This is a genomic window from Nocardia sp. NPDC023852 (assembly GCF_040639505.1).
GTDB lineage: Bacteria > Actinomycetota > Actinomycetes > Mycobacteriales > Mycobacteriaceae > Nocardia.
Genome location: NZ_JBFAAB010000005.1, coordinates 138,355 through 156,411, shown reverse-complemented (window position 1 = coordinate 156,411; position 18,057 = coordinate 138,355). Strand labels below are relative to the sequence as shown.

5 protein-coding genes are annotated in these 18,057 nt (G+C 65.0%); all 5 read left to right on the top strand.

Translation table 11 applies throughout. The features are described from left to right. Window positions 1-53: 53 nt before the first annotated feature. The 5 genes from AB0H00_RS11775 to AB0H00_RS11755 all read left to right on the top strand — a co-directional run bounded on the left by AB0H00_RS11775 (window position 54) and on the right by AB0H00_RS11755 (window position 18,047). Window positions 54-632, top strand: coding sequence for a TetR/AcrR family transcriptional regulator (locus AB0H00_RS11775; protein WP_357264737.1), 579 nt, complete (start codon window positions 54-56; stop codon window positions 630-632). Further along, complete coding sequence (locus AB0H00_RS11770) at window positions 629-1,849, top strand: NADH:flavin oxidoreductase (protein WP_357264734.1); 1,221 nt, start codon at window positions 629-631, stop codon at window positions 1,847-1,849. Before AB0H00_RS11775 ends, AB0H00_RS11770 begins: the two co-directional genes overlap by 4 nt. Before the next feature lie 218 nt (window positions 1,850-2,067). Beyond that, a complete protein-coding gene (locus AB0H00_RS11765) occupies window positions 2,068-3,225 on the top strand; it encodes a glycosyltransferase family A protein (protein ID WP_357264731.1) in 1,158 nt (385 codons plus the stop codon). Further along, window positions 3,189-4,031, top strand: a complete 843-nt coding sequence (locus tag AB0H00_RS11760) for a sulfotransferase (protein ID WP_357264728.1) — start codon at window positions 3,189-3,191, stop codon at window positions 4,029-4,031. The genes AB0H00_RS11765 and AB0H00_RS11760 overlap by 37 nt, the downstream gene beginning before the upstream one ends. A 789-nt stretch (window positions 4,032-4,820) precedes the next feature. Next, window positions 4,821-18,047: an amino acid adenylation domain-containing protein gene (locus AB0H00_RS11755; protein ID WP_357264725.1), complete on the top strand. Its 13,227-nt coding sequence runs from the start codon at window positions 4,821-4,823 to the stop codon at window positions 18,045-18,047. Window positions 18,048-18,057 lie beyond the last annotated feature (10 nt).

Below are 18,057 nucleotides of genomic sequence, written 5' to 3'. Positions count from 1 at the left end.
CTAGAATTCAATCAACGATTGAAACGTTGCTTTAATCATGCTTGACTATCGGTATGACCGCGAAGGTGTCGGTGGCTACGCGCGAACGTCTGCTTGCCGCCGCCGAACGACTGTTGTCGACCGAGCGCTACGACGACGTGTCGGTGCGGGGGATCTGCGCTGAGGCGGAGGCGAACCCCGCTGCGGTGCATTACCACTTCGGGTCGAAGGAGGCGCTGGTGGCAGCCTTGCTGGAGGACCGGCTGGGTCCGTTGTGGGCAGCCCGGCTGGCCGCTGTGACCGCCCGGCACGGCTCGGTTTCGGCGGTGGTCGAGGCCGTGATCGAGCCGTTTGTCCAGCTGTCCGGTGACCCGATGGGCCGAGTGCATCTGCGCTTGCTGGCTCAGTATGTGCTCGGGCGGCACACCACGTCCTGGCACCAACCGTGGTTCCGGATGGACTCCTGGGTCGGCCTGCTGCCCGAACTGAGCGAACAGGAGAGCCGCCGCCGCTGGATGCTCGCATTCGATCTGATCATCATGCGGTTCGGCAGGGCAGGAATAGATGAACGCGACATGTCGCCGCAAGCGGTGAGCACCCTCCGCGACTTTGTCGTGGCGGGACTGACCGTACCGGTGGGAGGCAGCAGATGAACGAGGTTTTCGCACCAGCCGCACTCGGGCCGATCACCTTGCGCAACAGGGTGATCAAGGCCGCGACGTTCGAGGGCCGCACACCGGACGCAGTGGTCACCGATGAGCTGATCGAGTTTCATCGGGAGACGGCCGCAGGCGGCGTGGGCATGACGACGGTCGCATATTGTGCCGTCGCCCCGGGCGGGCGCACCGACCGCCACCAGATCTGGATGCGACCGGAAGCGGTACCCGGACTTCGGCGATTGACCGATGTCGTGCACGCCGAGGGCGCCGCGGCGAGTGCGCAGATCGGACACGCCGGCCCGGTGGCCAACGCGGCGTCCAACCGCGCTTCCGCCATGGCGCCGAGCCGGATGTTCAGCCCGCTCGGCATGCGCCCGATGAAGGTTCCCGATGTGGCTGAGATCCGCGAGATCGTCACAGCTCATGTCCACGCCGCACGGCTGGCGATCGAGGCCGGTTTCGACGCAGTGGAAATCCACTTCGGGCACAACTACCTGGTGAGTTCATTCCTCAGCCCACGGTTGAACCGGCGCAAGGACCAGTACGGTGGCTCGATAGCCAATCGAGCCAGGCTGGCGCGCGAAATCGCCTGCGCTGTACGAGAAGCCGTCGGGGACCGGCTCGCAGTCATGGCGAAGCTGAATATGGAGGACGGTGTTCCGGGTGGCCTGGCCGTTCCAGAGTCGCTGCAGGTCGCCGCGTTCCTGGAGGCCGACGGCGCACTCGACGCCCTCGAGTTGACCGCGGGCAGTTCACTGCTCAACCCGATGCTGTTGTTCCACGGTGACGCACCCCGGCGTGAGTTCACGAAAGTTCTTCCGGTTCCGGCGCGTTGGGGCTTCCGGCTCGTCGGCCGCGCCTTTTTGAAGGAGTATCCGTATCGGGAAGCGTACTTGCTGGAGCGGGCGCGCCATTTTCGTCGCGAGCTGTCGATACCGCTGGTCCTATTGGGTGGAATCACCGAACTCGACACAATGCGTCTGGCCATGGCGGAGGGATTCGACTTCGTAGCCATGGGACGGGCGTTGCTGCGTGAGCCGAACCTGTTGCGCCGCATCCAATCCGACGCTGCGACGCGGTCGGCTTGCGTTCATTGCAACGAGTGCATGCCCACGATCTACACTCGCACCCGCTGTGTGTTCCGGCTCGATCAGCGACCCGATTCGGTCGGGGTCGGCTCCGCGGACGACGGAAAGGAAGTGTGGGCGTGAGCGGCGCGTGGCAGGCAAATTTTCGCTGGTCCGCCGCGGTGCCCGTGGGATCCGGGCGGCCTATGCGGGTGCCCTGGTAATGCCCAGATCGTCATCGGCGATCTACTCGACGACCAGGGCGCCGCGCTTGCTGCCGAACCGGGCCCCGCTGCCCTGGCAAGTCCGGAAGTCCTTCGAACTTGTGTTCCGCCGCAGTCAGGTCGTGTCACCATTGCGGTGTGCTTGAACAAGCAACCGTCGGTGTGGTCATTCCGGCTTGCAACATGGCTGACTGTCTCGACCGTGCGCTGTGTTCGCTCGCGATGCAAACGCAGCCCGCTGAAGAGGTGGTCGTCGTTGACGATGGTTCGCAGGATGCGACCTATGCGGTTGCGCACCGCTGGCGGGGCGTGCTCCCGATCAAAGTTATTCGTCACGAACACAGGTGTGGGATCGGAGCCGCTCGCGCGACGGGGATCGCCGCGCTGAACACCGAGCTGGTGGCACAGTTGGATGCGGATGATTTCGTGACACCTGGTCACTTGGCCACGCTGCGGCGGACATACCTGGAACGACCGGGGTTGATCAGTCCACGGCCGCTCCATTGGTACGGCGGCCTGAAATTGTCTGTCGATCGGACGCACGACGCGCGCCCCCTGCCAGGAGTCGGGCATCTCGACCAGCTCCTGATGCGCAACTACGTCCTGGTCGGTGCGCTCTATAGTCGGCGGCTGTACGAAGACGTCGGCGGATATCGCGATCGAAACATCACCTATGCGGAAGACTGGGATCTGTGGCTGCGGATGGTGAACGCAGGCGCACAGGTAGCCAAACCCGTGGAGCACACCTACGTATACCGGACCGGATTCCCCAGCTACAGCAACGGTCTGAACTGGGATGTGGCCGATATCGAGGTCCTCGACCGGTTTTTGGCCGAAATCGAGTCCCTCGGCGGCGCTGTGCGCGACGACACGGCGCGGTATCTGAGAGTCGCCAAGTTCGCCTTGCTGGGGCGGATGGGAAAGGGATATCTGACTCGTGCCGCATCGGTGACACTCGACTTTGCCGCCGCCGCAATGGCAGAGGCGTGCCTCGGTAATGCTGGATCGTTGACCGCTGCAGCTCAGGATCCTGATCTCGGATTGCTCCTTCTGACGCGGAATCCGGATAACACAGAGAATCTTCTGCTGCTGTCTTTCGACCAGCCCGGAGTGCTGATTCGGGCCAGGGTGCAGGACGATCGAATGAAGGTTGTCGAAGTATCGGATAATTCTCTCCAGGTTTCATACCCGGTGTTGCAACCCGTGGCAGCCGACGAGAAGTTCGATGCTGTCTCGCGAAGTATCGCCACCGGTCGACCGTGGGAAAACCTGTTCGACGGCCGGACCCTCTCGTGAACAGCCCGATCCGAGGCGCTGCTGTCGATCCCGTGCGGTCTCGGCGGGATGCTCACAGCGCCGCCACTCCGGCGGGCCGATTCGTGCAAAGTCCGACGTTCATCCTATCTCTGATGAGGTCTGGGTCGACCCTGTTGAGGTGCATCCTCGATTCACATTCGAAAATATATTCTCCGCATGAGTTGCACCTCGGCTCTATAGAGGTAGAAGTTGTCGGCGGCGCACAGCTTTCGATCGGCCGGCTCGACATGACGCAACATGATCTGAAATTCATACTCTGGGACCAACTCGTGTATCGACAACTGGTGGCGAGTGGGAAGAAATTCATAGTAGAAAAAACTCCAGCAAATACGTTGATCCACGAGCAAATACTTTCATGCTGGCCCGATGCTCGATTCATCATTCTCTACAGGAACCCGATCGACATCTGTCTCTCGTTCGTAAATTCTGGAATATTTACCGAAGTGGAAGAGGCATGCGAATCGATATTGCAATGGTCGGAAAGGCTGGAAGCGGCAGCGTTGCATCCTGATTCTATCGAAGTCCGGTATGAGAGGCTGATCGAGACTCCTGATATCGTATGCAGAGATTTGTGTCGCTTTATCGGCGTCGATTATGAGCCAACGATGCTGGACTACGGCAATTACGATCACGGGGCCTACGAGCCCGGCCTGGGGGACTGGCGAGACAAGATTCGAAGCGGGTGCATCCAGGTGCTGAGCACTGACTCAGCGTCCTGCGAATTGCCGGGTTCCATTGTCGAACTCGGCGAGCGTTGGGGATATGGCGAGAATGGTGAACGGTGAATCCCGGTAACTGACCAGGAATTCGGTGGACGTGCCACCACAGCCCGGGCACACCGCCCGCCCGCTATACGACTCAGTGCTCGGCCCGCTGAAGGACATGTCGGTGGCCGCGTTCCTGATGAGCTCGCCGAAGGACGAGGGCGTGTTCCTCGGCGGCATCCGGTCCTCGAAGTTGCCCCCGGTCGCGGCCATCTCGTCTCGCGCAGTCGCGACACCGAGCAGGGGCCGACGCTGTCCGGGTGTTGACTTGGGCCGCTGGGTCGAGCAACAGCCACGGCGCTTGTCGTATCGAGATGCTCCGTCTCATGCTGGCCACTGGTGGAGGTTATGGGCAGCCGTGATGGTGTGGATTCGGATTCTCCTGGGCACCCGGGCATCGGCCTGTTGACGTCGGCGATCCTGGGCACATCGGGCAGCGGGCTGGGAGCCAGCGTGTGGGCCAACTGCTCAACGGGGGCGAGGACGGCAGTCAGTTCGGGCGGCTGACGGCGCCGCGATTCCGCCGTGGCACGGTGGAAGTAATGCCGGTGCGCGAATCGCGATGTTTGCCGCTGTCCACGGGATGGGGGCCCGAGCTGTCACCTGTGGTCGATGCCAGGCGGCGGCGCTCGCGTGCACTCCCGACGTGGCTACTCAGCAGAGTGCCGCCGTGACCTGCGCTCGATCGCGTTTGCGGTTACCAGCGCTGGAAACCCAACACCGACCGCCAGACGGTAGCTTCTCCTTCGGGTTCGAAATCTCTACCTCTTTGCTGGCGGATTGGTGAACAGTGTGATGGGCAATAGTCCGGTGAGTGTCGGCCACGCGAAGAAACCAGTGCGGGCACGGCCGGTTCGGGCGCGGCAGCAGACGGTGACCACGCTGCCGCGGCTGTTGGCTGCCGCGGTCGAGGCCGATCCCGACGGGACGGCGGTATCACACGATGGGGTGGCACTGAGCTATCGCGAGTTGGACGAGGTGTCGTCGCGGTTGGCGCGGGTACTGATAGCGCGCAATCTCGGTCCCGGGGATCTGGTCGTGGTGGCGATGGTGCCGTCGATCGAGTCGGTGTCGGCGATGTGGGCAGTGGCCAAAACGGGTGCGGGATTCGTCACGGTTGACGCGAACGCTCCGGCGGAGCGCGTCGCTCACATGCTGGTCGATGCGACCCCAGCGATCGGTATCACGACAGGCACGACCTTGCCCGATCGCGAATCCGGCGCTGGCCAGCACTTGCCTGGTTCGATCGAGTGGCTGGTACTCGATGATCCGGAATTCCGGCATGAGCTCGTCCGTTGGTCCGCCGAGTCGGTGTCATACGAGGACCGACTGCGCCCGATCCGGGCCGGTGACGTGGCATATGTGGCCTACGCCTGGAGCGCGACCGACACAGTCGATGTCGTCATCCGGGTGACCCAAGCCGAGGTGGCGACGATCGGCGCGCGGCGGACCATGTTCCATCTCCCGCCGTCGGAACCGATGAGTGATTTCCTGTCCGCGGTATCCGCGCGCACCACCTTCCTACACGCGCCGGGCGACAACGACTGTTCCCCCGGGCCGCAGCCCGGGGAAGAGACGCTGGTCGAGGTATTCGAGGGCGTGGTGGCGGCCTACCCGGACGCGACCGCGGTCAAGTTCGGTGCCGAGACGTTGACCTACCGTGAGCTGGCTAGTCGCGTCAACAAATTGGCCCGAAAACTGGTGGCGCTGGGCGCAGGTCCGGAAACGCTGGTTGCGGTAGTGTTGCCTCGATCGCTGGACTTGGTGGTCGCATTGCTCGCGACCGTGCAGGCAGGCGGCGGGTATCTGCCGGTAGATCCAGCTTATCCAGCTGACCGGATCGCCTACCTACTATCGGACGCCGAGCCGGTCTGTGTGGTGACAACGGCCGGGACGCCGCTGCCCGCCGAAGCTCCCGTACTCGAGCTGGACCGGATCGATCTGTCCGATATCGACGATTCCCCGGTCACCGACCGGGACCGCCGGTCTCCGCTGCGGCCCGGAAATGTCGCGTATGTGATCTACACGTCCGGTTCGACCGGTCGTCCCAAAGGCATGCAGATCCCTCATCGCAATGTGGTGAGCTTGTTCGCGAACACTCGGTCGCTGTTCGCCTTCGATCACCGTGACGTGTGGACGATGTTCCATTCGTATGCGTTCGATTTCTCGGTCTGGGAGATGTGGGGTCCGCTGCTGTATGGCGGCACACTGGTTGTCGTCGACTACCTGACATCGCGGTCACCCGAGCAGTTCCTGGAGCTGCTGCGCGGCGAACAGGTGACCGTGCTCAATCAGACGCCCTCGGCGTTCTATCAACTGGCGGACGCGGACCGCGCAGCATCGGCGGCCACCGAGCACACTCCGCTGTCTTTGCGCTACATCGTGTTCGGCGGGGAGGCACTGGAGTTCCGCAGGCTCGGCGACTGGTTCGCCCGCGGTGCGTCTACCGCGAAATTGGTGAACATGTACGGCACCACCGAGACGACCGTGCATGCGACCCATTACTGGCTCTCGGCGGCGACCAGCAGCACGATCGGCACTGCCATCCCCGGTTTGCGGATCTCGGTGTTGGATGAGCGGTTACGTCCGGTTCCAGTGGGTGTCAAGGGCGAGATCTACATTGCCGGTGGGCAATTGGGGCGCGGCTATCTCGGCCGTGCGGGATTGACAGCCGGGCGTTTCGTGGCCGACCCGTTCGCCGCCGACGGCACCCGTCTGTACCGATCCGGTGACCTGGCAAAGTGGAGTCCCGCCGGCGATCTCGTTTACCTGGGCCGCGCGGACAGCCAGGTAAAGGTGCGAGGGTTCCGAATCGAACTCGGTGAGATCGAAGCTGCCGTGCTTGCCGTGGAATCGGTGCGCCAGGCCGTCGTTGTCGTCCGTGAGGACACTCCCGGCGACCAGCGGATCGTCGCCTATCTCGTGGGCCGACCGGATGTTGCGGCGGTCCGCGAGGCGGTGGCGCGGGTGCTGCCCGCCCACATGGTGCCCACGGCATTCGTCGTGATCGATGCGATTCCACTGACCATGCATGGCAAATTGGATCGCCAGGCGTTACCCGCGCCGGTAGTCGCCACGGCGGTCTTCCGAGCTCCGGCAAGCCCGATCGAGGTCACGGTCGCCGAAATTTTCGCTGACCTCCTCGGAGTAGACCGAGTCGGCCTGGACGATGATTTCTTCGCACTCGGCGGCAACTCGCTGCTGGCCACCCGGGCGGTGGCGCGGATCAAGGCGCGGATCGACGCCGAGTTCTCGGCTCGGGTGCTGTACGAGGTATCGACCGTGGCAGGGTTCTCAGGTCGGATTGCACCCTTGGCCGGCCAGGGCGGCAGGCCGCCGTTGGTCCCGAGACCGAGGCCGGCGCGGATTCCCTTGTCGCTTGCTCAGCAACGCATGTGGGTCCTCAACCAGTTCGACACTGCGTCGGCGGCATACAACATTCCCTTCGCCCTGCGGTTGACCGGCGTCATCGATCCGGACGCGCTGCAGATGGCGCTGCGCGACGTGGTCGAACGACACGAGCCGCTGCGGACGATCTACCCCGACTCCGCGGATGGTCCGTTCCAGCGACTACTTTCACCACAGACGGCACCGACGGTGGAGCCGCAGCCGACTACGGCCGCCGACATCCCGGCACGGATCCGGACAGCAGTCTCGGTCGGTTTCGATCTGACGTCGGATGCTCCGATACGCGCCAGTCTGTTTCGGCTCGCGCCGCACGAGCATGTCCTGGTTCTGGTCGCGCATCACATCGCTTGCGACGGTACGTCGCTGGCGCCGTTGGCTCGAGACTTCGCGGTCGCCTATCAAGCGCGTGTGGCCGGCGGTGTGCCGGGATGGCGCCCATTGCCGGTCCAGTACGCGGACTACGCGCTGTGGCAGCGCGAACTGCTCGGCAACGAGGCCGACGAGCAATCGTTGTCTGCACGGCAGGCCGCATACTGGGTGCGTCAGCTCACCGGATCACCCGAGTTGCTTGCTCTCCCTTGGGATCGACCGCGACCGACGGCACCCTCGGGGCGCGGAGGCATGGTGGAGTTCTCGGTCGACGCGAACGTCACCGCCGGGCTGCGGCGGCTCGCCCGAGAGCGCAGCGCGACATTGTTCATGGTGGTGCACACGGCATTGGCCGCCCTGTTGGCTCGACTGTCCGGCAATGCCGACATCACCGTTGGCACACAGGTCGCCGGCCGTGGGGACGGCGCACTCGACGAGTTGGTCGGGATGTTCGGCAACACCCTGGTGCTGCGTGCCGAGGTGCGGCCGGACGATTCCTTCTCCCGGCTGCTCACCCGAATCCGCGACATCGACCTGGCCGCTTACGATCACGCGGACCTGGGTATCGATCGGGTCGTCGAGCTGCTGCGGCCGGGACACTCGTTATCCTATGCTCCGTTGTTCCAGGTGCTGCTCATGCTGCAGAATTTTGCGCAGCCTCGGATCGAGCTGCCTGGACTCGGTGTCACCGCGATGGCATTCGATACCGAAGTCGCCAAGGTGGATCTGGCAGTCACGCTCACCGAGAAGACCGACGAAGACGGCGAGCCCATCTTGCTCGGCGAAATCGGCTACGCGCAGGACTTGTTCGACCACACCACTGCCGAATCGTTCGCACGCAGATTCATCGCGGTCCTCGAATCGGTGAGCGACGACGAGTTCGCACCGGTCGGTGATATCGCGATCCTGTCCGAATCCGAGAGTGCACTCCTCGGCGCGTCCTACACCACCGACGCACCCGTGCCGTCCGGCACGCTGCTGGACCTGTTCGACGTCCAGGTCACCCGAACGCCTGACGCCACGGCGCTGGTGTTCGACGATGACCAGTGGGCCTACCGGGAGTTCGATGCGCGGGTGAACCGGCTCGCGCGGTATCTGATCGCTGCCGGAGTCGGTCCGGAATCCCGGGTCGGCATCGCTGTTCGGCGTTCGATGCAGCAGTTGGTCGCGGTCTACGCGGTCCTGCGAGCCGGCGGTGCGTACGTCCCGATCGATCCGGATCATCCCTCCGCGCGGATCGCCTATGTGTTGACGAGTAGCGCTCCCGTCCTCGTGCTCACCGTGAACGATGTGGAGTTGGACGGTGCACCCGAATGTCCGGTGGTGCTGTTGGACGCGCTCGACTTGACTGACATGAGTGCGGCGCCGATCTCCGACGGCGACCGGCCGGCGTCGTTGCGCCCGGACAACGCCGCATATGTCATCTACACCTCCGGATCAACCGGCCGTCCGAAAGGTGTTGTCGTCAGCCACCGATCGGTGGTCAACCAAATGGCATGGATGCGCGCACATTACGAGCTGGGGCCCACCGACGCGATCCTGCACAAGACACCGTTCACGTTCGATGCCTCGGTGTGGGAGCTGTTCCTGCCATTGCAGATCGGCGCGCGACTCGTCGTCGCGCGGCATGACGGCCATCTCGATCCTGGCTATCTGATCGCACAGGCACGGACGCACAGAGTGAGCATCCTCGAGTTCGTGCCATCGATGCTGGCGCTGCTGCTCGCCGATCGCGCCGAACTGCCGCCGAGCCTGCGGTATCTGTCGATCGGGGGCGAGCAGCTTTCGCCGACTATGCTCGAGCCTCTCCGGCACGACATCATCGTCGACAACACCTACGGTCCAACCGAAGCCACCGTGACATCCACGGTGTTCCGATGCCGGCCACGCCACCTCGGTTCGGTCCCGATCGGTACGCCGGTCCCCAACACCGGTGCGTATGTGCTGGATTCACGACTACACCTCGTTCCACCAGGCGTGCCCGGCGAGCTCTACCTGTCCGGCATACAGCTGGCACGAGCGTACCTCGGTGACAGCCCGGCCTCCGCGAGTCGATTCGTCGCCGACCCGTTCGGCGCGATAGGCACCCGGATGTACCGAACCGGCGATCTGGTCCGGAGATTGCCGGATGGGAACCTCGAGTTCCTCGGCCGCACGGATTTTCAGGTCAAGTTACGCGGGCTGCGCATCGAACTCGGCGAAATCGAAGCCACCCTCGCTGCGCATCCATCGGTAGACCATGCCGTCGTCGTCGTGCGGGACGGCCAGCATGTGGGTGACTTCCTCGCGTGCTATGTGGTTCCCGCCACTGGCGCCGCCATCGATCCGGCCGAGCTGGCCGATCACGCTGCGCGGTCGCTGCCGGCATACATGGTTCCGCAGCACATCATTCCGATGCCCAGCCTTCCGCTCACCGCGAGCGGCAAACTCGATCGTCGGGCGCTGCCCGCCGTCGACGTCCAGTCGTCGGCACCGGTCTACCGGGCGGCGTCCACCCCTGCTGAGTTGGTGATCAGCGCGGCCTTCGCGGAACTGCTCGGCGCCGAACGTGTCGGTCTGGACAACAACTTCTTCGCCCTGGGCGGCAATTCGCTCGTCGGCATGCGGGTGTTGGCGCGGATCAACGCGGCACTGGGAACCGGCCTCGGCGTGCGTGAGCTGTTCGAAGCACCGACTGTGGCCGGGTTGGCCCGGCGTTCGGTCGATGCCCGAGCAGATATGCGACCAGCATTGACCAAGCGGCCCCGGCCGTCTCGTATCCCGTTGTCACATGCGCAGCAGCGATACTGGTTACTCAACCAGTTCGACACCGATTCCGCCGTGGACAACATCTCCTTCGCGGTGCGGTTGTCCGGGGATCTGGATGTGACCGTCTTGCGGTCTGCGCTCACCGATGTCGTGCAGCGACACGAGAGCTTGCGGACCATGTACCCGGTCGACGGGGACGGACCACATCAGGTGGTGCTGGTGACGAGCCCGGCGGTGGCGGATCTCACCCCCGTGACCGCGGCCGACGACGAGGTCGACGACCTGGTGCGTGCGGTCGCGCTGCGCGGATTCGATGTCGCCGCCGAGGTGCCGGTGGATGTGCGATTGTTCCGTACTCCGCACGACTACGTCTTGGTGTTCGTCGTCCACCACATCTGCGCCGACGGTTCGTCTACGGTTCCGCTCATCCGGGACCTCACCACCGCATTCACCGCGCGGAGCAACGGGACGGCGCCGCCGTGGCGCCCGCTTACGGTGCAGTACGCCGACTACGCGCTGTGGCAGCGTGAGCTGCTGGGCTCCGACGCCGACCAAGAATCGTTGGTGGCGCGGCAGATCGGTTACTGGACGACCGAGTTGGCGGGGTTGCCCGACCAGTTGGTGCTGCCCAGCGACCGGCCGCGCCCGCCCGCGCAATCATTCCGCGGCGCCATGGTCCGGCTCACCCTCGCTCCGACAGTGCACCGCGCCTTGCTCGAGCTCGCCTCGGACAATGGCGCGACACTGTTCATGGTGATGCGCGCCGCCTTGGCGGTGCTGCTGTCGCGTCTGTCCGGAACCTCCGACATCGCCGTCGGCACCCCCGTGGCAGGTCGTGGCGAAGCCGCCCTCGACGACCTGATCGGAATGTTCGTCAACACCTTGGTCCTGCGCACCCACGTCGACCTCGATGCGAGCTTCACCGAGTTGTTGACCCGAACCCGCGAGACCGACCTGCGTGCGCTCGCACATTCCGACGTCCCATTCGAACGCGTGGTGGAAGCACTCAACCCGGTCCGGTCGGTCGCCCATAATCCATTGTTCCAGGTCGGTTTCGCTTTCCAGAACTTCTCGACCGCCGACCTGGAGCTGCCTGGCCTCGACCTGCGCGCGCTGGAGATCGACACGCGGCTGGCGAAGACCGACTTGCATATCGAGGTACTGGACCAACGTGGGGCAAATGGCACCCCTGGACCCATCGGGATCACATTCGGCTATACGACAGACCTATTCGATGCGGGAACAGTACAGCAATTTATCGATCGCTATGCTCGTATCCTGCAGTCGGTGCTCGATAATCCCGCGATTCCGGTCGGCGATATTTCGATCATCGACGACGCCGAGCAGGTTCGGCTGCTGGCCCTCTCCACGGGCACGGATCGCCGCACACCCGAGGAAACCCTTGTCGGGCTGTTCGATACCCAGGTGGCGGCAGCCCCTGATGCGCTCGCGATCGTCTGCGGCGCAGTGCGGTTGTCTTACGCTCAGCTCGATGCCCGGGTGAATCGCCTGGCCCGCCATCTGATCTCGCTGGGCGTCGGCCCCGAATCGGTGGTCGCGTTGGCCATCCCCCGCTCCGTCGACCTGGTTGTGGCGATGTATGCCGTAACCAAGGCAGGTGGCGCGTATCTGCCGCTCGATCCAGACCAACCACCAGAACGACTCCAGCGGGTCCGCGATGCCGCTCGGCCGATCGTCGTGCTGACCGCGACAGCCATGGCTGCCCTCGACTTGTCGGCGCACTCGACGGCGCGCGTCACCGATGACGACCGGCTCGCACCACTTCGGCCGGACAATACCGCCTACGTCCTCTTCACGTCCGGCTCGACGGGTCGGCCGAAGGCCGTCGCGCTCTCACATGGTGCGATTGTCAACCAACTGTTGTGGAAGACCGCCGAATTCGGCCTGGGTTCCGATGACCGGGTGTTGGTGAAGACGACAGCGACGTTCGACCTGTCGGTGTGGGAGTACTGGTGCGGGCCGGTATCGGGAGGTGCGCTGGTGCTCGCATCGGCCGACGGCCACCGCGAGCCGGCATACCTCAACGACCTGATCCGCACCGAGGGCGTCACCACTCTGCACGTGGTCCCTGCGATGCTGGACGCTCTGCTGGACGCAAGCAGCGGCACCCTGCCCGACCCGCTGCGGCGGGTACTCGCGATCGGAGAAGCGTTGCCGCGGGCGACCGCGACCCGGTTCCGCCAGAACAACTCCGCCCAGTTGTTCAATCTCTACGGTCCGACCGAAGCCGCGGTGTCGGCGACCGCGTACGCGGTAAGCGACAGTCGGCCCGGATCGGTGCCGATCGGTGCGCCGGTATGGAACACCCAGGCCCTGGTGCTCGATTCGAGATTGCATCCGGTGCCGCACGGCGTGCCGGGCGAGTTGTACCTGGCAGGTGCCCAACTGGCGCGCGGCTACCACCATCGCCCGGATCTGACCGCCGATCGGTTCGTCGCCAACCCGCTGGGCCCCGTCGGAAGCCGGATGTACCGCACCGGCGACCTGGTGATCCAGCGTGCAAGTGGCGAGCTGGAATACCTGGGCCGCAACGACTTCCAGGTCAAGTTGCGCGGCTTCCGCATCGAACCGGGTGAGATCGAGGCAGCACTCGCCACGCACCCATCGGTGTCGCGGGCGATGGTGGTCCCACACAACGATCCGCTGACCGGAGATCGACTCGTCGGCTATGTCGTCCCCACGGGCCGCGAGCTCGACATCGAAGCGCTGCGCACGGCGGTCGCGGCGGTGCTGCCGTCGTACATGGTGCCTTCGGCATTCGTGATTCTCGACGAGATTCCGGTGAACACGAATGGAAAGGTAGACCGAAAAGCACTGCCGGAACCGGTATTCCAGGCCCGTGCGTTTCGGGCACCGTCCTCTCCGATCGAGGAGGTGGTGGCGCACTCCTTTGCCGAGGTGCTCGGCGTGCACCGGGTCGGGCTGGACGACGACTTCTTCGCGATCGGCGGCAATTCGCTGGTCGCGACCCAGGTCGCCGCGCGGCTAGGCGTCGTCCTGGACACCCGCGTGCCGGTAAGGACGCTGTTCGAGGCGCCGACCGTAGCGGAGCTGGCCGCGCGCGTCGGCCGGCTCGCAGGGGCGGGTGGACAACCAGCTCTAACGGCGCGGCCTCGACCGGAGCGGATTCCGCTATCCCTTGCCCAGCAACGGATGTGGTTTCTCAATCGCTTCGATCCGTGCTCCGCGGCCTACCACATTCCTATCGCGGTCCGGTTGTCCGGACAGCTCGATGTGTCGGCGTTGCGATCGGCTGTCGTCGATGTCATCTCACGACACGAAGTATTGCGCACCGTCTATCCGGCAACGGAGGACGGCCCGGTGCAGGAGATTGTGCCGACCGAACACGCCATGCCCGACACCGCCGTGACGACGGTGTCGGTGGACGAGCTCGCCGACCGCCTGTACACGCTGGCAACCAGGCCCTTCGACGTGACATCGGCGGTCCCGGTGCGGGTCGGCTTGTTCGAACTCGGCCCGCGCGACCATGTGCTGGCGCTGGTGGTGCATCACATCGCCGCCGACGGTTCCTCGGTGCGCCCGCTGACTCGAGACGTGATGCGCGCGTATACCGCACGAGCAGCCACCGGCGCAGCGCCCGACTGGCCCGCGCTACCGGTGCAGTACGCCGATTACGCGCTCTGGCAGCGCTCCGTGGTCGGCTCGGAGAACGATGCGGATTCGCCGGCGACCCAGCAGATATCGTACTGGCGTGCCGCACTCGCCGATCTGCCCGGCCAGCTGGATCTCCCATCCGACCGGCCACGCCCGGCGGTACAGTCGATGGCCGCCGACACCGTTCACTGGCAGATCGACGCCGACACCCACCAGGCACTGATCAGCCTTGCCCGGGAGCACAGTGCCACCCTGTTCATGGTGCTGCACTCCGCGTTTGCCGTGCTTCTGGCACGGATGTCACGCACCGATGACATCGTTATCGGGGTGCCGGTCGCCGGTCGTGCGGACCGGACGTTGGACGATCTGATCGGGATGTTCGTCAACACTCTGGTGTTGCGCTCCCGAATCGACGAGAGCGAGCCGTTCACCGCTCTGCTGGTGCGGCAGCGGGACACCGACCTTCAGGCATACACCAACGCGGACATACCCTTCGAGCGGCTGGTCGAGGTTCTCGATCCACCCCGGTCCACGGCCCGGCACCCACTGTTCCAGGTGGGACTGGCATTTCAGAACATGGCGCGCACCGAACTCGAACTACCCGGATTGACAGTCACCGGCCTGCCGGTCGACATCGCGTCCTCCCAGTTCGACCTGGATCTCACAGTCGCGGATGGTTGCGCCGACGACGGGACTCCCATGGGGATCGGGGGTGTGCTCACCTACGCGACAGATCTGTTCGACACGTCGACCGCACAGGAGTTCGCGAATCGGCTGGTGCGGATCTTGTCCGCCGTCGTGGCGGATCCCGGCGTGGCAGTCGGCGATATCGAGTTGCTCGACGAGAGCGAACGCAGCCAGGTGCTCGTCGAATGGAACGACACCGACCACCCTGTTGTCGCGGGCGCGAGCGTGATGTCGGCGTTCGAGGAACGGGTGGTGCTCGATCCGGATGCCCCCGCCGTGGTGTTCGGCCAGGAATGCCTGACCTATGCGCAGCTCGATGCGCGGGCGAATCGTTTGGCACGGTGGCTGATCGGACAGGGGGTCGGCCCGAACGCACTGGTCGTCTCGGCCATGCGCCGATCCCTCGATCAAGTCATCGCCATGTACGCGATCGTCAAAGCGGGTGGGACATATGTGCCGCTCGACCCGGATCAACCCGATGAGCGCCTCCGTCATGTACTCGACTCGGCGGCACCACTCTGTGTGCTGACGTCGACGCCGGACGAGTTCACCCTGGCGCCTGCCACCACAATCGACACCCTGGATCTGTCGACGCTGTCGGCCGCGCCGATCACCGATGACGAGCGGGTGCGCCCCCTGCGACCCGAACACGCCGCCTACGTGATCTACACCTCCGGGTCGACCGGCTTGCCGAAGGGGGTCGCGGTCAGCCACGCCGCCCTCGGCAACCAGCTCGCCTGGATGCGGGCCGAGTACCGTGTCGATGCCGCCGACGTGTACCTGCAGAAGACCGCTGCGACGTTCGACGTGTCGCTGTGGGGATATTTTCTGCCCTTGCAGACCGGTGCGCGGCTGATCTTGGCCGCGCCGGACGGTCACCGTGATCCGCAGTATCTGTCCCGTCTGATCCGCGAGCACCAGGTCAGCATCACCGACTTCGTTCCGTCGTTGCTCGCCGTGTTCGCCGCGCACGCACCGGCGCGCGCAGTGGCGTCATTGCGTGCGGTTTTGGTCATCGGTGAGGCGTTGCCATCGGAGACGGTCCGTGCGTTCCACGCGATCTCCGCCGCCGAGGTGCACAATCTCTACGGCCCGACCGAAGCGGCGGTGAGCATCACCCACCAGCAGGTCAGCGCGACCGACGACGCAGTACTGATCGGCACACCCGAATGGAATTCGCAGGTCTTCGTGCTCGACAGCCGGTTGCGGCCGGTGCCCGCTGGCGTTACCGGTGAGCTGTACCTGGCAGGTGCCCAACTCGCCGACGGCTATCACCGGCGGCCGGATCTCACTGCGGACCGGTTCGTCGCAAATCCGCTGGGCGCACCTGGGACCAGGATGTACCGCACCGGCGATCTGGTGCGGTGGACCCGTGCCGGGGCGCTCGATTACCTCGGGCGGGTTGATTTCCAGGTGAAGGTGCGCGGCCAACGCATCGAACTCGGCGAGATCGAGACCGCACTGCTGGCCGATCCCACCGTCGGTCAGGCGGTGGCGACGGTGGTCGCCGGGGCGACCGGGGATCAGCTGGTCGGCTATGTGGTGCCCGCGGGCGGCGCACACGTTGAGGCAGCGGGACTGCGTGAGTCGTTGACGCGGGTGCTGCCGTCGTACATGGTTCCGTCGACGGTGCTGGTACTCGACACGTTCCCGGTCAACTCCAGCGGGAAACTGGATCGTTCGGCGTTGCCTCAGCCGGTGTTCCGACCTCGCGACTTCCTCGCGCCCTCGACGCCCGTCGAGCACCTGATCGCCGAGGTGTTCACGGACGTCCTGGGGGTCCCCAGGGTCGGCGTCGAGGACAGTTTCTTCGAGCTCGGCGGCACGTCACTACTCGCCTTCACCCTGCACCAGGCACTGGCCGCGCGGCTCGACCGCGAGCTGCCGATATCGGCGCTGTTTGCCGCCCCCACCGTGCGGGGGCTCGCGGCGCGCGTCGCGGGCCAGGACGTTCCGGTCCACAGTCCTACTATGATCGCCGCCGACGCCGTACTCGGGCTGGAGATCAGCGTCGCGGACCTCGCGCCTGTGCACGCCGGGCCCGCGCGTGATGTGCTGCTGACCGGAGCGACCGGCTTTGTCGGCGCCTACCTGCTGCGGGAATTGGTGGACCGCACCGACGCCCAAGTGTGGTGTCTGGTCCGCGCGGACAGCGTCCGGCAGGGCCGCGACCGCATCCGAAGCGCACTGCAGGCCTACCGATTGTGGGACGACACATGCGAGGCGCGAGTAGTGCCGGTGCCGGGTGATCTCGCCGAGCCGTCGTTCGGCTTGGCCGACGCCGACTTCACACGGCTTGCCACCCGCATCGACGCGATCTACCACAACGGCGCCCGGGTCAACCATGTCGAACCGTATTCACTGCTGCGGGCCCCAAACGTCCAGGGCACTCGCGAAGTGCTGCGTCTGGCGACTACGCAACGGCTCAAGCCTGTCCACTTCGTCTCCACCGCCGACACCGCGGTGCCCGCGACGGTTGTTTCAGGGAGCATCATCAGCGAGACGACCCGCATCGACGTCGAGGAACTGCCCGCCCATGGATACGTCGCCAGCAAATGGGCGGCCGAACAACTGGTCCTCCAAGCGGCCGAGTGCGGCGTGCCCGCCCGTGTCTACCGGCCCGGCTTGGTTTCCGGCGACTTCCAGCTCGGTGTGAACAATGTCGACGACGCGTTCTGGAACATGATTCGGGCCGCCGCGATACTCGGCATGGCCCCGGATGTCGGGGACGCGACGATCGCGCTGGTTCCGGTGTCCTACGTGGCCGGCGCCATCGTGGCGATCTCGACCGAGCCCGCGGCCGACCTCGTGTATCACTTGGTGAACGAAAAGCCGGTCGCGCTCCACGATATTTTCGAATGCCTGCGCAGGCGTGGACTACCCGTCGTGTCCGAAACTCTCGACACGGTCCAGCTCCGGCTCGCCGACGAAGCCAGAACGCGCAACGCGGCTGGTGACGATTCCTTGGTTCGCGCGGTCCTGCTCAGCGGCAATTACGCCGGAGGCACCACCGACATCGTGCTGGACGACACCAACACGCGAAAGGCGCTGGCCGAGAACGGCATCCGCTGCCCAGCAATCGACGAGACCGTGCTCGACACCTACATCGGGTCCTTCATCGCATCCGGATTTCTGCCTGAGCCGAACGGCGCTCCGCGCGCCGAGCCCGGCACTCCGACCGGCATTTGACAGGGTGGCA